The organism is Hymenobacter coccineus (genome assembly GCF_001816125.1).
Taxonomy (GTDB): domain Bacteria; phylum Bacteroidota; class Bacteroidia; order Cytophagales; family Hymenobacteraceae; genus Hymenobacter; species Hymenobacter coccineus.
Window position 1 is genome coordinate 16,869 of record NZ_MDZA01000334.1, and the last position, 16,544, is coordinate 33,412.

The window sequence follows — 16,544 nt, forward strand, 5'->3', positions numbered from 1 at the left end:
GGGAGGCGAACTGCTGAGCAGCCGGGCGGCGCGGCGCTGGGGCCCCGGCGGCCCGGGCAGTATCTTTGCGGGCTATGGCAACTTCCCAATCCGTCGCCTTTTACACGCTGGGCTGCAAGCTCAACTTCTCCGAAACGTCGGCCATCGGCCGACAGTTTGAGGACAAAGGCTTCCAGCCGGTGGCATTCGAAGCCGGCGCCGACTATTACGTTATCAATACCTGCTCCGTCACGGACCACGCCGACCGCAAGTGCCGCAAGGTGGTGCAACAAGCCCTGAAGCATAACCCCGCAGCCTTCGTGGCCATTGTGGGCTGCTACGCCCAGCTCAAGCCCGAAGAGATTTCGAATATCCCCGGGGTGGCAGCGGTGCTCGGCGCGGCCGAGAAATTTCAGCTCGCCGACACCATTGCCAGCCTGCCGCGCCCGGCCGCTGGGGCCCCCGGCCACGTGCGGGCCTCCCCCATTTCGGCGGCCACGGAGTTTCACCCGGCGCACTCGTTTGGCGACCGCACCCGCACGTTTTTGAAGGTGCAGGACGGCTGTGACTACTCGTGCTCGTTTTGCACCATTCCACTGGCGCGGGGCGGCAGCCGCTCGGGCAGCATCGCCAGCGTGGTGGCGCGGGTAGAAGATTTGGCGGCCCAGGGCGTGCCCGAAATCGTGCTCACCGGCGTGAACTTGGGCGACTTCGGCATCCAGGGCCCCGAGCGCGAGCGGCGCGAAGATTTTACCCAACTGGTGGCGGCGCTTGATAGAATCAAAGGTATCCGCCGCTTCCGCATCAGCAGTTGCGAGCCCAATTTGCTAACGGATGAGATTTTGGCCACGGTGGCGGCTTCGCGGCGCTTCATGCCCCACTTCCACATTCCGCTGCAAAGCGGATCCGATAAAATACTGGGCCTGATGCGCCGCCGCTACCGCCGCGACCTGTACGCCCAGCGCGTGGCCCGCATCAAGGAGCTAATGCCGCACGCCTGCATCGGCGTGGACGTGATTGTGGGCTTCCCAGGCGAGACGGACGCGGATTTTCTGGATACCTACCAGTTTCTTAACGAGCTGCCCATCAGCTACCTGCACGTATTCCCGTACTCGGAGCGGCCCGATACGCTGGCCCCCACCCTGCCCGGCCGCGTGCAGGACCGCACGCGCCACGAGCGCACCACCCAGCTCCGCAGCCTCTCGGAAAAGAAGAAGCGCGCCTTCTACGAAGAACACTTGGGCCAGGAAACCGAAGTGCTCTTCGAGGACGACGTGCGGGATGGCCGCATGGAAGGCTTCACGCCCAACTACATCCGCGTAGTGGCCAAGTACGACCCGCTGCTGGTGGGCGAAACCAGGGCCCTGCGCCTCAGCGCCGTGAATGCGCAGGGGTTAATGGAAGCGGAGGAAGTAGGGATTTTGGTGTAGCCTACGCCAGTCACCACTAACGCGAAACAACAAAAACGCCCGCTTTGCAGCGGGCCGTTTTTGTTGTTTTTCTACGAAGCGTTACGCCGCGAAACTTGCGTAGCGCCGCTTGCGCCGCCAGGCGCGCAGGGCCCCAAATAGGCCCAGCAGTACCAGTGGGGCCCCCAGGTTGAGGATTTGCCAGCGGCGGCGCTCCTCGGCGAGGCGCACTTTGTCGAGGGGGCGGAGGGTGATTTGCTTGCCGCGGACGGCGATGAGGCCGGTGTCGTCGAGCAGGTAATCGGTGGCGTTGAGGACCAGCTCGCGGTTGGCAAATTCGGTGTTGGCGAGGCGGTCGAAGCCCAGGCGCAGGGGGCGGCCGGTTTTCTTGTCGATTTCGCTGCGGATGAAGTCGCCGTCGGCAATGACCAGGATTTTACTGGGCCGGGCCTGGGCGTTTTTCTCGGGCTGGTACTGCATGGTGCCGGGCTGGGCGCGGTTGGCAAACAGCGACCGGAACTGGCCTTCGAGCAAGTAGCCCACCGGCTGGAAACCGTTTTGGTAGAGCTTGGGGTTGGGCTCGAGGCGGGCGTCGTTGAAGTTGATGGGCACCGGGGCGGGCAGCACGCGAGTGTAGCGCGAGGTGGTCATGAGGGCAGTTTTGCGCACGCCCACGGCCTTTACCGTATCAATATTGCCGGCAAACTTGAGGTATACCGCGTCGAGGTTGCGGGTGATGGGGTGCGCGCTGAACTTGTTCACGAGCGGGTAGAGCTGCCAGGGCATGGGCTCAATTTTGGGCTTGTTGCCCTCCATGCCCGTCACCAGCGGGATCTGGCCCGAGTTGAGGTCAAGCACTAAATTTTGGTTCAGGCGCAGGCCATATTTGAAGAAAAGGTCGTCGAGGTTCAGGTTGTAGGGCGTGGCGAGGGCGGCGCCGTTGCGGCTCACGCTGTCGAGGTCCACGCGCAGGGCATCGACGAAAAACAGCGCCCGCCCGCCCTGCGTGATGAACTGGTCGAGCTTGAACTTCTCCTCCTCCGAGTACGGCGATTTGGGCTGGGCCACCACGATGGCGTCGAGGGACCGCAGGTCGGGCACCTGGCCGAGGGTCACGCGGTACACTTCGTACTGCTGCTGCCAGGCCCCTAATATGTCGCCGGCTTCGGCGTTGCTCAGCTCGCCATGGCCCTGCACCACGCCGATGCGCTTGCGGCGGCCGGGCACCAGGTTGCGCACGGTACTGGCCAGCTCATACTCCAGGCCCTCAATGCTTTGGTTGAGGCGCACGTCGGGCGCGGCAGTTTGGCTGCCGCGCAGCAGCAGCACGTTTTTCTCCTTGCCGCCCACGCTCACCACGGCCCAGGGGAAGATGATTTTCTCGACGCGCTTTCCGTTTTCGGTGGCCCCCAGGTTGGTGGGGCTCAGTCCTTTTTTGAAGAGCGTTTGGTAGAACTTGTTGCGGTTGGCCTCGGTGCTGCCCGCGCTGGGGTCGATGAAAATGTAATTCAGGTTGGCCCCGCCGTACACCTTGAACTCGTTCAGCGTTTCGCGCACGCCCTGCTCGAGGCGGCGGAAGGCGGGCGGGAAGTCGCCGGTGAGGTACACGGTGATGGTGACCGGCTCCTTCAAATCAGAGAGCAGCTTTTTGGTGGCGGGCGCCATCGTGTAGCGTTTTTCCTCCGTCAAGTCGAGGCGGAAAAACAGGCGCTGGCCGAGGAAATTCAGCAGCAGCAGGGCCCCCAGCACGGCGGCAAACCGCAGCAAATCGGCCCGCTTGCGCGAGGGCACGGCGGAGGCCCCGGGGGCCGGCAGGTGGTCGTTCGTCGTCTCCATTTACCAGTTGCGGCTGCGCAAAACCAACCGCGTGGCTTGCAGCGCCACTGCCACCACACTTATAAAATACAATACGTCGCGCGAGTCCACCAGGCCCTTGCTCAGGTCGCGGTAGTGGGCCGCAATGCCGAGCTGGCTCACGTAGTAGGCCGCGCTGCCGTTGAGCACCGAGGCCAGCGAATCGAAGCCTGAGTACAGCAAAAAGCAGCCCACCACGGCCACCAGGAAGGCAATAATCTGGTCGCGCGTGAGGGCCGAGGCCAGAATGCCCACCGCCGCAAACACCGCCGCCAGCAGCGCCAGCCCCAGGTACGAGCCCACAGTAGCCGCCGAATCGATGTTGCCGGGAGGGCTGCCCAGACGGTACACCGAAAAGTAGTAGAGCAGCGTGGGCACCAGCGCCAGCAGCGCCAGTAGCAGGCAGGCCAGGTACTTACCGCCAATAATCTGGCCGTCGGTGAGCGGGCGCGTGAGCAGCAGCTCGATGGTACCGGCTTTCTTCTCCTCCGCGAAGGTGCGCATGGTGATGGCCGGAATCAGGAACAGGAACAGCCAGGGGGCCAGCGAGAACAGCGTCTGTAAATCGGCAAACCCGTAGTCGAGGATGCTGCTATCCGGGAACACCCAGACGAACAGGCCCGTGGCCACCAAAAACACCCCCAGCACCACGTAGGCGACGGCGGAATTCAGGAAGGCGTTGAATTCTTTATTGAGAATGGTGAGCATATATTAATTGATGTGGAGATGCGGAAATATGGAAAATGTGGAAATTATTACCCGACCATTATTTCCACATTTTCCATATCCCTACATTTCCACATTTTGAAATTTACTTCGTCAGTTCCCCAAACACCGCTTCCAGCGACTGCTGCTCCTGGCGGAGGCCCAGTAGCACCCAACCCTCCTGGGCGGCGAGGCGCGAAATAGCGCCGCGCAAGTCGGTGCCGGGCGCGCTGCGCAGGCTGACGAGGCCGTTGGGGCCCGCCTCCACGCCGCGCACGCCGGGCAACTGGGCCAGCCGGGCAGTATCCACGGGGCCCTCGAACTCGGCGCGGACCACGGTTTCACCGGCAGCGCGGGCAGCCAGTTCGGCTACCGGGCTGTCGGCCACCAGCTTGCCGCGGCTGATGATGATGACCCGCGAGCACAGCGCCGTGACTTCGGGCAGGATGTGGGTGCTGAAAATCACCGTTTTGTCGTGGCTCACCTCCCGGATTAGCTCCCGGATTTCCTGGATTTGGTTAGGGTCGAGGCCCGTGGTGGGCTCGTCAAGGATGAGCACCGAGGGGTCGTGCAGCAGCGCCTGGGCGAGGCCCACACGCTGGCGGTAGCCCTTGCTCAGGGCCCCTATTTGCTTGTTTTGTTCGCGGCTCAGGCCCACGCGGCGCACCAGCTCGGCTACGCGGTTGCGCAGGCCGGGGCCCCGCAGACCGTGCACCGCCCCGATGAATTCGAGGTACTCGTGCACGTACATGTCGAGGTAAAGCGGGTTGTGCTCGGGCAGGTAGCCCACTTCGCGGCGCACCGCCAGGCTTTCGGTTTGCACGTCGTGGCCGGCCACGCGCACGGTGCCGGCGCTGGGCGGCAGGTAGCCGGTGGCAATTTTCATGGTCGTGCTCTTGCCCGCGCCGTTGGGCCCCAGGAAGCCCACGATTTCGCCCTTGCCCGCTGTGAAGCTGATGTCGTCCACGGCGTGCTGGGTGCCGTAGATTTTGCTCAGGTGCTCTATTTCTACCATTTTAGTTGTCAGTTGTTCGTTGTCAGTTGTTCGTTTGCTTTAATTGCCGACAGCATATTCTGACAACTGGCAATGAGCAACTGACAACTAGCGGGGGCCCTACTTTTTCTTCACCTGCGCCGGCCGCAGCTGAATTTCCGATACCATCGTGGCCGCGGAGGCTTCTAGGGCGTGCACAATGGCGGCGGCAATGTCTTCGGGCTGCATCTTGTGGGGGTTGGGTTGGGCCCCGGGCTGGCCGCCGTTGAAGTTGGTTTCGACCGAGCCGGGCATGATGCAGGTGACGCGGATGCCGTCGGGCCGAAGCTCCTTAAACAGCGCCTCGGAAAAGCCGCGCAGCGCAAACTTGGTGGCGCAGTAGCCCGCCATGCCCTCGCTGCCCACTGTGCCAGCCAGCGAGGCCACGTTGATAATATGGCCAGCCTGCTGTTTTTTCAGCTGCGGCAGCACGGCGCGGGTGCAGAAAAACGGCCCGTTCACGTTCGTTTCGAACATCAACTGCCAGTCGGCGCTGTCGAAGCCATCCACGTCGCCCATCACGCCCACGCCAGCGTTGTTCACCAGCACGTGGATTTCGGGACCCAGCTCGCGCTGGGTGTTGGTGAAGGCTTCGGCCACGTCGTGCTCGTCGCGCACGTCGCACTCGAAGAACTGGAACCGCTCGTGGTCCAAGCCCTCGGGCGCGGTGCGGCCCCAGCCGGCCACCAGAGCTCCTTTTTGCAGCAGCGCCTCGGCGGTGGCGCGGCCAATGCCCTTGGCGGGGCCCGTGACGATGGCGATTTTGCCGGTTAAATCCATGGAGTACTTCTAAAAATAATGCGGGGGCCCCACCGTAACGCGGGCGGAGCCAAGGTGCAAAGTAACAGCCTCCGGTGCCGCCGGGCCCCGGGGCCCCGGTTAAATGTCGCCCAGCTGGGGCCGGATGAGCAGCTCCTCGACCACGGCTTGGGGCGAGAGGCTGAAGGCCCCGAAGATGGCCTCGGCCACGTCGTCGGCACGGATGAAGCGCTCGGCGGGCAGGTCCACGCCTTCCCAACTGGCGGTGAGGGTGGCCCCGGGCAGCACGGCCGTCACGCGAATTCCTTGTTCCCTAAGCTCTTCGCGCAGGTTGCGGGTGAAGCCGTAGAGGGCGTGCTTGGCAATGCCGTAGGAGCCGCCCGTGGCGTAGGCCGTGATGCTGGCCGTGGAGCAAAGCGTGAAGATGTGCCCACTGCCCTGCCGCAGCAGCGTGGGCAGCAGCGCCCGCGTGAGGTCGTAGGCGCTGAGCAGGTTCACGGCCAGCAGCTGGCGCAGCTGCGAGCCGTCGCCGGGCTCGTCTTGCAGGCGGCCAGGCAAAAAGGCCCCGGCGTTGTGCACCACGGCGGCCAGCGTGCCTGGCTGGGCCAGCACAAAATCGGCGAAGCGTGCGCAGCCGGCCGGCTTGGCCAGGTCGGCGGGGAGGGTGTGCAGCACGGCCCCGGGCACGTGGTGCGCCACGGTGGCGGCCAGCACGGCCAGCTCGTCGGCGGCGCGGGCGCAGGTGGCCACCGCGTAGCCGGCCCGGGCAAAGCGCAACACTACGGCCCGCCCGATACCTTTGGTACCACCGGTGACGACGACTAAATTTTGATTTGCTTCCACTTCGTTTTCTTAGTTTTTACGTAAGCTGCTCGGCAGCATTTCGCGCGCCCGGTTGTTATCCCTTTACCTTACCGCTTCGCACCTGATTTTATGTTTACAACTTTTGGCAAGTTTGTCCTTTTCCTGCAAGGTATGCTCAGCCGCCGCGAACGGGTGGCCGTACTTTGGGCCCGTACCGTCGATGAAGCCATGCTCATCGGCGTCGATTCGGTATTTATCGTTGCTATCGTATCGGCCTTTATCGGGGCGGTAACCTGCGTGCAGATTGCCTACAACCTCACCAACCCGCTCATTCCCAAGGCCACCATCGGCTTCATGGTGCGCGAGATGACGATTCTGGAACTCGCCCCCACCATTACCTGTATCGTGCTGGCGGGCAAGGTGGGCAGCAGCATCGCTGGGGGCCTGGGCACCATGCGCATCACCGAGCAGGTGTCGGCATTGGAGGTAATGGGCATCAACTCGGCTTCGTACCTGGTGTTTCCGCGCATGCTGGCCTCCATCCTCATGTTCCCGCTGCTGGTCGTGCTGGCCATGGTGCTCTCCATTCTGGGCGGCTATTTGGCGGGCACACTCACCGGCGCGCTGGCTCCCCAGGATTTTATTGAAGGCATCCGCGAGGATTTTGTGCCTTACAACATCGTGTTTGCGCTCATTAAATCGGTGGTTTTTGCCTTCTTAATCTCGGGCATATCCTCCTTCAAAGGGTTTAATACCACGGGTGGGGCCCTGGAAGTTGGGGCGGCCAGCACCGGCGCCGTTACCAATTCCATCATCGCCATCCTCATCGCCGACTTCGTGTTGGCCGCCGTTCTTTTGTAAGGAGCGAATGGGCGAATGAGTGAATGAGCGAAGTGCCTGCTTTAGGGCCCCCGCTCATTCACTCATTCGCCCATTCAATCATTCACTCACTGAATATGATTGAAGTATCTAACGTCCAGAAATCCTTCGACGGCAACCCCGTGCTGCGCGGTGTCAACTGCACCTTCGAAACGGGCAAGTGTAACTTGCTGCTCGGCGGCTCGGGCACTGGCAAAAGCGTACTCTTGCAGTGCATTGTGGGTTTGATGAAGCCCGACATCGGGTCCATCACCTTCGACGGCACCGTGTACACGAACAATAAGGTGGCCATCCGCCAGGAAATCCGCCGCAAAATTGGCATGCTGTTCCAGGGCTCGGCGCTGTTCGACTCCATGACGGTGGCCGAGAACGTGGCCTTCCCGCTGCAAATGCTTACGCCTGAAATGTCGGCTGAGGAGCGCCGCGACCGGGTAGAGTTTTGCCTCAAGCGCGTGGGCCTCGAAAATGCGGGCACCAAGATGCCGGCCGAAATTTCGGGCGGCATGAAGAAGCGCGTGGGCATTGCCCGGGCCATTTCGCCGCAGTGTACCTACCTGTTTTGCGATGAACCAAACTCGGGCCTCGACCCGGCCACGAGCATCAAGATTGACAACCTGATCCACGAAATCACCCACGAGTACGACATCACCACCGTCATCGTGACCCACGACATGAACTCGGTGATTGAAATCGGGGAGCACATCATTTTTCTCCACAAGGGCGAAAAGCTGTGGGACGGTACCAAGGACGAAATTCTGAACGTGGAAGTGCCCGAGCTAAAGGAGTTTATCTTCAGCAGCAGCTTGGTGCGCGCTGCCAAAAAGGTGGACGACGAGGGTGGCCTGGCCACTATTACCGACGAGAGCCCCGAAGGTGCTAATATCTAGATCACTGATTAACGGTGATTAGCTGTGATTTCGCTGATTTTTTTGCAGTGAAACCTTGAAGCAAAAGCCTCGGCTGCATTCGCAGCCGGGGCTTTTGCTTTGGGGCTGGGGCCCCTATGCCTTGGGCAGCAGCAGCTTCAGGTGAGCCAGGTGGTGCTGCCCGTGCCAGGCATATTGCACCAGCGCCTGCTCCAGGGTAATCGTAGTTTCTGAGCCGGGGTGGTAAAAGGTGCGCTGCCACTGCGCCTCGCTGAGGTGGTGGAGCAGCACCAGCCAGCGCTCGTGCAGGGCCCCCAGCAGCGCCAGCGACGTGGTGATGGGCGTGGCGGCCACGTCGGGCAGTTCGGCCCAAGCCTTCTCGTCGTAGGGCCGCACGGTGGGGTTATCCTCCGTCAGGGCCAGGCGGTAGCGGAAGTAGCAGTTCATGTGCGAGTCGGCCAGGTGGTGGATGAGCTGGCGGCCGCTCCAGCCGCCGGGGCGGTAGGGCTGCTCCAGGCGCACGCCGCCCATAGCCTGGGCCGTGGCCACGAGCTGGGCGGGCAGGTCGGCCAGCTGCTGCAAATAGGACGCGCGGCCCGGGGCCCCCAGCGGGGCGGTGGGCAGCGTGGGCCGGCCAATGGGGTAGCGCAGGGTTTCGTCGGCAGGGTTCATCGGAAAGGGTAATGAATGAATTAAAAAAAGCGCCTCCCCGGGCAGGAAAGGCGCTTTTGGTACTGGCAGCGGGGCCCTACTGGCCGTTGCGCTTATTGAGCTCGTCGCGGATTTTGGCGGCTTTCTCGTAGTCTTCTTTTTCGAGGGCCAGGCTCAGCATCTTGCTGAGCTCTTCAACCGGCACCTGGCCGCTGGGCTCGGTGGGGCGCGGGGCCTTGGGGGCTTCCTTTTCGCCGTCGGTGTCGTCGTCATCGTCCTCGTCGTCATCTTCCTCACCGCCCTCGTCGAGGTCGGACAGGATAATGCCGGCTTCGCTCAGCACGCTTTCCACCGTGAAGATGGGCACGTCGAAGCGCAGGCCGATGGCAATGGCGTCGGAGGGACGGGCGTCGATTTCGAACGTGGTGGCGCCGTCCGAGCACACGATGCGCGAGTAGAACACACCCTCCTTGAGGTCGGAAATCACCACCTCAATGATGGCCACGTGCACGTGTTCGGCAAAGGCTTTGAACAAATCGTGCGTCAGCGGCCGGGTGGGGCTGATTTTCTCAATCTGGATGGCGATGCTCTGGGCCTCAAACATGCCGATGATGATGGGCAGGCGGCGGTTGCCGTGCTTCTCGCCCAAAATCAGGGCAAAAGAGCCCGACTGCGACTGGCTGGAGGAAAGGCCTAAAATTTCAAGCTGGATTTTTTTCAAGGGAAGTTGGCTACCGCTAACCTGCGGTTGGGGCCCCGGGCGAGCGGGGGCCTTAGAAGGTAAGATGAATGGGTGAACGTTACGGCAAATAAAGAAGAACGGCCCGTAACAAAAACTCGACAGGCCAAAAAAAGAACCTGGGGCGGATTATGTTCCGGGGCCCCAGGTTCGTGCCGGCCCCGCGGGGCTAGTTCAATTCTTTTACGGCGGCCGTCAGCTTGGGCAACACGTCGAACACGTCGCCCACTATGCCGTAGTCGGCCGCTTTAAAGAACGGCGCCTCGGGGTCTTTGTTGATGACCACGATGACCTTCGAGCTGTTCACGCCGGCCAGGTGCTGGATGGCGCCCGAAATGCCGCAGGCAATGTACAAGTTAGGCGAAATGGTGATGCCCGTTTGGCCCACGTGCTCGTGGTGGGGGCGCCAATCCACGTCGCTCACCGGCTTCGAGCAGGCTGTGCCGGCGTGCAGGGCCTGGGCCAGCTCCTCGATGAGGTGCCAGTTCTCGGGGCCCTTCATGCCGCGCCCCCCCGATACCACGAGCTCGGCCTCGGGCAGCAGCACACCGCCGGTTTGTTCCTGCATCACCACTTGCTTGGGCGCGTCGGCAAAGTCGGCGTCGGCGAGCTGGGCGGCGAAAGCCACCACCTCGGCGGTTTTGCCGGCCTCGTGCCGGGCCTCCAGGCTGTTCTTTTTCACGGCGATGATCTTGCGCTCGCCGCTGAGCACCACGTCCGAAAACGCCTTGCCCGAAAACGCGCCGCGCTTCACCACGAACTGGCCGCCGTCGGTTTTGGGCAGCTCCACCACGTTGGTAGCCAGGCTAGCCTTGAGGCGCACCGACAGGCGCGAGCCCACCGAGGCCCCGATGTTGGAATTGGCCAGCACCAGCACCTGGGCCCCCTCCTGCTCGGCCGCCGTGGCGATGAGCTTGGTGTAGGCGTTGTTCACAAAATCTTTTAGGCGGGGCTCGGCGTCGTAGAGCACCTTCGCGATGCCCTGCTCACCAAGCTTGGCCAGGTTGGCTTCCGTGGCCTCGCCCACGGCGATGGCCGTGGCCGTGGTGCCCAGCATAGCGGCCACCTGGGCCCCATAGGTAGCCACTTCGAGCGACGACTTTTTCACTTCGCCCTCGGCGCATTCAACTACAACTAGAACGGACATGATTTTTGCTTTTTTGTCATCCTGAGCGCAGCGAAGGACCTTATCACGCTGACGCCGTTAGAATTAGTGATTGCGACGAAAGCAGCCGTGATAAGATGCTTCCTTCGTCAGCATGACAAATAGAATTAGATAACCTTGGCTTCGTTGCGCAGCAGCTTGATGAGCTCGCCGGCATTGGCGGCGTCGATGAGCTTGACGCCCTGCTTCTTGGGGGGCAGCGCAAACTCGGCCACCTGGGTGCGGGCGGGGTCGCCCACGGGGGGCACCACCTTCAGGGGCTTGGTGCGGGCCGTCATGATGCCGCGCATGTTGGGGATGCGGGGCTCGCACATGGGCTGCTGGCACGAGGCCACGAAGGGCGTGCTGACTTCCACAATCTCCTTACCGCCCTCAATTTCGCGCTCCAGCGTGGCGGTGGTGCCGGCCATGTCGAGCTTCATGGCCGGGGCCACCGTGGGGATGCCAAGCAGCTCGCCCACCATGCCGTGCACTTGGAAGCCGTTGTAATCAATGCTTTCCTTGCCCATCAGAATCACGTCGTAGCCGCCGTCTTTGGCCACGGCCGCAATCTGTTCGGCCACGAAAAAAGCGTCCTGCGGGGCAGCGTTCACCCGAATGGCATCGTCGGCCCCGATGGCTAGGGCCTTGCGGATGTTGGGCTCGGTATCGGCCTCGCCCACGTTCAGCACCGTCACAGTGCTGCCGGCGTTGGCCTCCTTCAGCTCGATGGCCCGGGTGAGGGCGTATTCGTCCCAGGGGTTGATGACGAACTGCACCCCAGCTTTGTTAAACTCCTTATTATCGGGCGTAAAGCTAATTTTGGTGGTCGTGTCGGGCACGTTGGAAATGCAAACCAGAAACTTCATCTAGGCGGAATTTGAGTGAGCGGAGAGCGTACAAATAGGCGGCATGCATAACAACCGGTCGTATGCCCCGGAGGTTCATCCGCGGGGGCCCGGCGCGTATTATCATTAATATACGGCGTAAAAGCCGCACTTTTGCCGGCCCAAAGATAGCCAAATCTCCCACTCCAATGAGCGCCGCCCCCTCCCGTTTAGAACAACTGTTAGCCTTTTACGCCGACGACCCCGCCGACCCGTTCACCGTCTACGCCCTGGCCACCGAGTATCGCGCCGCCGAGCCCCTGGTGGCCTGGGAATACTACCAGAAACTCTTGGCCGAGCACCCCGACTACGTGGGCACCTACTACCACGCCGGCAAGCTGCTCGAAGGCTTCGGCCGCAAAGATGAGGCCGAGCAGGTGTACCGCAAGGGTCTGGTGGTGAGCCGCAAGGCCGGCCAGCTGCACGCCGCCAGCGAGCTGCAACAGGCCCTGAACAGCTGCCTGGGCCTGGACTACGAGGACGATTAATCTTCTGCCCGTCAGGCTGAGCGCAGCAGTAACATCTCTACTGCATCAGTAATCAGGAATTAGTTAGCGAAGGAGCTGCTTCAGCCAACGTGTCTCAACCGTTCTTTCGGGCCGCCGACGCGCTGGGCGTGGTGGGCCAGGGCGGCCACTGGCCCGCCGCACTGTGGAGTTGCACGGCGGCACCTTGGTATTGCCCCCGGGCCCCACCGGCCAGGGCACGGTGGCCGGGGCCCGGGTGCAAGGACCTGCTTAGCTTGGCAACGAGCACTATAGCCCATTTAAAATGCAATTAGCGGGAATGAAAAATCGTGGAGCAGGGTTCAATTAGCCACTTCTGGACAACCTTTGCTTACATTTAGCACGTTCTACCCCGACGCGAATCGCGCTAACGGTGCAAAATCAGTGGTGCGTTTCACTACTGCCGACTGCCTGTTTTTCCGCTTTAAGTTGCCCCTACTCTTGGCCTGACGGCCGCTGTCCTCGCCTTCCAGAGAATTCCCACCTGCCCTGGGGCCCCGCTGCGCTTCCCGCCCCGGAAGCCCGCGCAAGGCCCAGATGCAGTACGCAAACAAGCGACGCCTCCTATCCAGGCAACTGCTTTTTTCCAACGCTTTATTCTCTTGGCATGCATATTTCTCGCTCCTGGCATTTCCGCACCATGTTTCCATGGCAGCGCCTCCCCAATGCCAGCACGACCCCAGCGCCTAGCTCCCCGGCAGGCACTACGCCCCGCTACCGCGGCTGGCGGGTTACGTTCTCGCCGCCTCGCATTTGGCTGGATTTGGTCGCGCTGCGGCGAGCGGGCTACCCAACTGCCATTTTAGGCCGCCATTAAGGCCGCGGCATTGCCCGGCTTGGGGCCCCAGGCCGAATAATGCTTTTTTACCCTTATTTCTTTGCGTATGTCCTTTGCGCTTTCGCTGATTTTTCGGCTCACGCCGCCCTGAAAACTGGCTTGGAACCCTTCGGCCGCCGCTTCCTGCCGGGAGCGTGCGGCTTTTCTTATGCCCGTTTTTTACCCTTTATATGCAGTTCCAACTTTCGTATTTCTCCCAGTATAAACGCAACATTAAAAATGAAGTACTGGCCGGCCTGACTACGGCCCTGGCCTTAGTGCCCGAGGTGGTGGCCTTTGCGCTGCTGGCCCACATTAGCCCGCTGGTGGGCATTGGCTCGGCCTTCGTTATCTGCTTAATCACCAGTATTTTCGGTGGCCGGCCGGGCATGATTTCGGGCGCGGCCGGCTCGGTGGCCGTCGTTATTGTGGCCCTGGTGGCGCAGCACGGCATCGAGCACCTGTTTGTGGCCGTGGTGCTGATGGGCCTCATCCAAATCGGCATCGGGCTGCTGCGGCTGGGCAAGTTCATCCGGCTGGTGCCGCAGCCGGTGGTGTACGGCTTTGTCAACGGCCTGGCCGTCATCATCTTCCTGGCGCAGCTCGAGCAGTTTAAGGTGCGCGACGCGGCCGGCGCCGAGCATTGGCTGGTGGGGGCCCCGCTGCTGCTGATGGCGGGCCTGGTGGCCCTTACCATGGCCATTGTGTACTTCCTGCCCCGGCTGACGAAGGCCGTACCGGCCTCGCTGGTGGCCATTGTGGCGGTGTCGGCGCTCGTAATTTTGGGCGGGCTGCACACCAAATCGGTGGGCGACATTGCATCCATTGCGGGCGGACTGCCCACATTTCATGTGCCGCAGGTGCCCTTCACGTGGGCCACGCTGGCGCTGGTGGGGCCCTACGCCTTCATTATGGCGCTGGTGGGCCTCACCGAAAGCCTGCTGACGCTGACGGTGGTGGACGAGATGACCGACACCCGCGGCCGCGGCAACCAGGACTGCGTGGCCCAGGGCCTAGCCAACGTGGCCTCGGGCCTGACCGGCGGCATGGGCGGCTGCGCCATGATTGGCCAAACGATGGTGAACCTCGAATCGCGCGGGCGCGGGCGGCTCTCGGGCGTGGTGGCGGCGGGGGCCCTGGCGCTGTTCGTGGTGGCGGGCGCGGGGCTGATCGAGCGGCTGCCGCTGGCGGCGCTGGTAGGCGTGATGTTCATGGTCGTCATCGGCACTTTTGAGTGGGCCAGCCTGCGCATTTTGCGCCGCATGCCCCGCACCGACGTGCTGGTGATGCTGCTCGTCACCGTCGTCACGGCTGTGTCGCAGAACCTGGCGCTGGCCGTGCTGCTGGGCGTGGTGGTGTCGGCCCTGGCCTTTGCTTGGGAGAACGCCAAGCGCATCCGGGCCCGCAAGCACGTGGACGCGGCCGGCGTGCGGCACTACGAAATCTTTGGGCCCCTGTTCTTCGGCTCGGCGCAGGCGTTTGGCGAGAAGTTCGACGTGGCCGGCGACCCGGCCGAAATCGTCATCGACTTCCGGGAAAGCCGCGTGGCTGATATGTCGGCCATTGACGCGCTGCACAAGCTCACCGAGCGCTACCAACGCCTGGGCAAAACCGTGCGCCTGCGCCACCTCAGCCCCGATTCGCAACGCTTGCTGGGCCAGGCCGGGCCCCTCATCGACGTCAACATCGAGGAAGACCCGCTCTACACCGTGGCCGGCGCCAACGTGATGTACTAGCGCCGCTCCGGCGGGCAGCATACCTACACTCCCGCCCATAACGCGGCGCTAAAAAGATGGCTTAATGCCGTACATTGAAAAAAGAGGGCCCCGGGGCCCTCTTTTTTTGTAGAAAAGATGAATTCTAATCCGTTTCTAATGCGCCTCTAATACCAGTCTAATCCGGCCGTAGGAGTTTTGTGTAAGTCTTCGGGGCAGCGTTGCCCGGGGCCCCTTACCCCTTCTTCGTTGCTGGCCTGCCGTTGGGCCGGCGCGTTTTTTATGCGATTTACCGCACGTTTTTTTCGAACCTCGGCCGCGGCCGGCGGGCTGCGGCTGGGCCCGGGGCTAGGCCCTCGAGTCAGCACTTTTTTGCGCTTGGGGCCCCGGCGCGGTGGCCAAACCGCGCCGGGGCCGTAGTTTCGGCGGCCGGTCCGGGGCCCGGCGCGGGTCCTTTTGCTGCTGCCCGTGCCTGTCCTTCCCCGTACCCTGCGCCTACTCGCCTGCGCCCTGTGGGCCACCGTGAAGATGGGGCCCCAGCCGCGGCCCAGGGCCTGCCGCCCAACCCCGTGCCGCCGCCGCCCGACCCGCTGGCGGCCAGCGGCGTGCACACCGGGCGGCTGGTGGGCGTGGTGGTGGGCACGGCCGTGGTGTACGCCCTCACTTCGTATTTGCTGGGCAAAACCTGGTACACCAAGCGCGTGCCGTTCCACGCCTTCGACGACAACGGCGAGTGGCTGCAAATGGACAAGGTGGGCCACGCCACTACGGCCTACGCCATCAGCCGGGGCGAGTACGAGCTGTTTCGCTGGAGCGGCGTGCCCGACCGCACGGCCGTCATCACCGGGGGCCTCATCGCGTTGCTCTACCAAAGCACCATCGAGGTGTTCGACGGCTACTCGCAGGGCTGGGGCTTCTCGAAGGGCGACATGGCGGCCAACGCGGCCGGCATTGCGCTGTTCATGGGCCAGCAGTACGGCTTTGGGCAGCAAAAGGCCAGCCTACGCTACGGCTTCAGCAGCAGCCTCTACCCCAAGTACCGGCCCGAGCTGCTGGGCCGCACCCGCGGGGCCCAAATGCTGAAGGACTACAACGGCCAGCAGTACTGGCTCTCGGTAAACGTGGCGGCGGTGCTGCCCGTGGGGCCCTCCTTCCCGCGCTGGCTGAACCTGGACCTGGGCTACAGCGGCAGTGGCCTCACCGGCGGCCACGCCAACCCGCCGCTGTACGGCGCCGATGGCCGGCCGGTGCAGTTCCGGCGCGTGCGCCAGTTCTACCTCTCGCCCGATGCCGACTTCGCCCGGCTGGTGCCGGCGGGCTCCACCGGCCGGATGCTGCTGGGGGCTACGCAATTTATAAAGCTACCGGCCCCGGCCCTCGAATTCAACCCGCGCGACGGCGTGCGCTTCCACCCGCTGCTGCCGGCCGCCGACTGAGCCACTTCATCCAATCTGCAGATGAGCATTATGTAAAGCTACTGATTAATTAAAATATTGTTAATCAATAATTTATGTAATATCTGGGTAATGTTTTCTGTTAAACTTCATCAAGAACACTCTAAACCTTCATCTTGCAATCATTGCACCGGCCGGACCTTTACCATCCCGTGTTGTGCGATTCGATTCAAGCGAGGATTAATAGTACTATTTGACGTTGTATGCTGCGCTCATTTTTCTTGTTGGTTGGCTGGGTAGGGTGTTTTGAACTAGGCGCGGTGCTGCCGGCCCAGGCCCAAGATGCGCCCCCCGGCGGCCGCCCCCCCGCGTGGGGGGCCCCCCGTCCCCGGCTCCCCCGGGG

At 62.6% G+C, this 16,544-nt stretch carries 15 protein-coding genes; 6 read left to right on the top strand and 9 right to left on the bottom strand.

Annotated features, from left to right (window positions below):
- The first annotated feature begins 74 nt into the window (after nucleotides 1–74).
- Entirely contained in the window at nucleotides 75–1,409 is a 1,335-nt protein-coding gene (gene mtaB, locus BEN49_RS17010; protein ID WP_070745506.1) for a tRNA (N(6)-L-threonylcarbamoyladenosine(37)-C(2))-methylthiotransferase MtaB, read from the top strand.
- A gap of 81 nt (nucleotides 1,410–1,490) precedes the next feature.
- On the opposite strand, the gene gldG is transcribed toward mtaB, so the two are convergent.
- The 5 genes from gldG to BEN49_RS17035 form a co-directional block, all read right to left on the bottom strand.
- Nucleotides 1,491–3,224, bottom strand: a complete 1,734-nt coding sequence (gldG, locus tag BEN49_RS17015) for a gliding motility-associated ABC transporter substrate-binding protein GldG (RefSeq protein WP_070745508.1) — start codon at nucleotides 3,222–3,224, stop codon at nucleotides 1,491–1,493.
- A complete protein-coding gene (gene gldF, locus BEN49_RS17020; protein ID WP_070745510.1) occupies nucleotides 3,225–3,950 on the bottom strand; it encodes a gliding motility-associated ABC transporter permease subunit GldF in 726 nt (241 codons plus the stop codon).
- Between the two features lie 103 nt (nucleotides 3,951–4,053).
- Nucleotides 4,054–4,962 carry a gliding motility-associated ABC transporter ATP-binding subunit GldA gene (gene gldA, locus BEN49_RS17025; protein ID WP_070745512.1) on the bottom strand — a complete coding sequence of 303 codons (909 nt, stop codon included), beginning with the start codon at nucleotides 4,960–4,962 and terminating at the stop codon, nucleotides 4,054–4,056.
- A 99-nt stretch (nucleotides 4,963–5,061) separates the two neighbouring features.
- Nucleotides 5,062–5,760 (bottom strand): SDR family oxidoreductase, encoded by a 699-nt coding sequence (locus tag BEN49_RS17030; protein WP_070745514.1) that lies wholly within the window; start codon nucleotides 5,758–5,760, stop codon nucleotides 5,062–5,064.
- 99 nt (nucleotides 5,761–5,859) lie between these two features.
- Nucleotides 5,860–6,582, bottom strand: a complete 723-nt coding sequence (locus tag BEN49_RS17035; RefSeq protein ID WP_070745516.1) for an SDR family oxidoreductase — start codon at nucleotides 6,580–6,582, stop codon at nucleotides 5,860–5,862.
- A 90-nt stretch (nucleotides 6,583–6,672) separates the two neighbouring features.
- Between BEN49_RS17035 and BEN49_RS17040 the strand changes: the two genes are divergently transcribed.
- Both BEN49_RS17040 and BEN49_RS17045 read left to right on the top strand, forming a co-directional pair.
- On the top strand, nucleotides 6,673–7,404 hold the full coding sequence (locus tag BEN49_RS17040) for an MlaE family ABC transporter permease (RefSeq protein ID WP_070745518.1): 732 nt from the start codon (nucleotides 6,673–6,675) through the stop codon (nucleotides 7,402–7,404).
- A 95-nt stretch (nucleotides 7,405–7,499) separates the two neighbouring features.
- A complete protein-coding gene (locus BEN49_RS17045) occupies nucleotides 7,500–8,309 on the top strand; it encodes an ABC transporter ATP-binding protein (protein WP_070745520.1) in 810 nt (269 codons plus the stop codon).
- A gap of 114 nt (nucleotides 8,310–8,423) precedes the next feature.
- Here the strand turns inward: BEN49_RS17045 and BEN49_RS17050 are convergent, their stop codons facing one another.
- From BEN49_RS17050 to BEN49_RS17065, 4 genes are all read right to left on the bottom strand, one after another.
- A complete protein-coding gene (locus tag BEN49_RS17050; RefSeq protein ID WP_070745521.1) occupies nucleotides 8,424–8,960 on the bottom strand; it encodes a YfiT family bacillithiol transferase in 537 nt (178 codons plus the stop codon).
- Between the two features lie 76 nt (nucleotides 8,961–9,036).
- A complete protein-coding gene (locus BEN49_RS17055) occupies nucleotides 9,037–9,660 on the bottom strand; it encodes a bifunctional nuclease family protein (protein ID WP_070745523.1) in 624 nt (207 codons plus the stop codon).
- A 187-nt stretch (nucleotides 9,661–9,847) separates the two neighbouring features.
- Nucleotides 9,848–10,825 (bottom strand): electron transfer flavoprotein subunit alpha/FixB family protein, encoded by a 978-nt coding sequence (locus BEN49_RS17060; protein WP_070745525.1) that lies wholly within the window; start codon nucleotides 10,823–10,825, stop codon nucleotides 9,848–9,850.
- A gap of 125 nt (nucleotides 10,826–10,950) precedes the next feature.
- Nucleotides 10,951–11,691 carry an electron transfer flavoprotein subunit beta/FixA family protein gene (locus BEN49_RS17065; protein ID WP_070745527.1) on the bottom strand — a complete coding sequence of 247 codons (741 nt, stop codon included), beginning with the start codon at nucleotides 11,689–11,691 and terminating at the stop codon, nucleotides 10,951–10,953.
- 167 nt (nucleotides 11,692–11,858) lie between these two features.
- Here BEN49_RS17065 and BEN49_RS17070 point away from each other — a divergent pair, with 167 nt between their 5' ends.
- The 3 genes from BEN49_RS17070 (at nucleotide 11,859) to BEN49_RS17080 (ending at nucleotide 16,183) form a co-directional block, all read left to right on the top strand.
- Nucleotides 11,859–12,197 carry a tetratricopeptide repeat protein gene (locus tag BEN49_RS17070; RefSeq protein WP_070745529.1) on the top strand — a complete coding sequence of 113 codons (339 nt, stop codon included), beginning with the start codon at nucleotides 11,859–11,861 and terminating at the stop codon, nucleotides 12,195–12,197.
- Nucleotides 12,198–13,223: 1,026 nt separating this feature from the next.
- Nucleotides 13,224–14,768, top strand: coding sequence for a SulP family inorganic anion transporter (locus tag BEN49_RS17075; RefSeq protein ID WP_070745531.1), 1,545 nt, complete (start codon nucleotides 13,224–13,226; stop codon nucleotides 14,766–14,768).
- A 491-nt stretch (nucleotides 14,769–15,259) separates the two neighbouring features.
- Nucleotides 15,260–16,183, top strand: coding sequence for a DUF2279 domain-containing protein (locus BEN49_RS17080; RefSeq protein WP_094123185.1), 924 nt, complete (start codon nucleotides 15,260–15,262; stop codon nucleotides 16,181–16,183).
- Nucleotides 16,184–16,544: the final 361 nt, after the last annotated feature.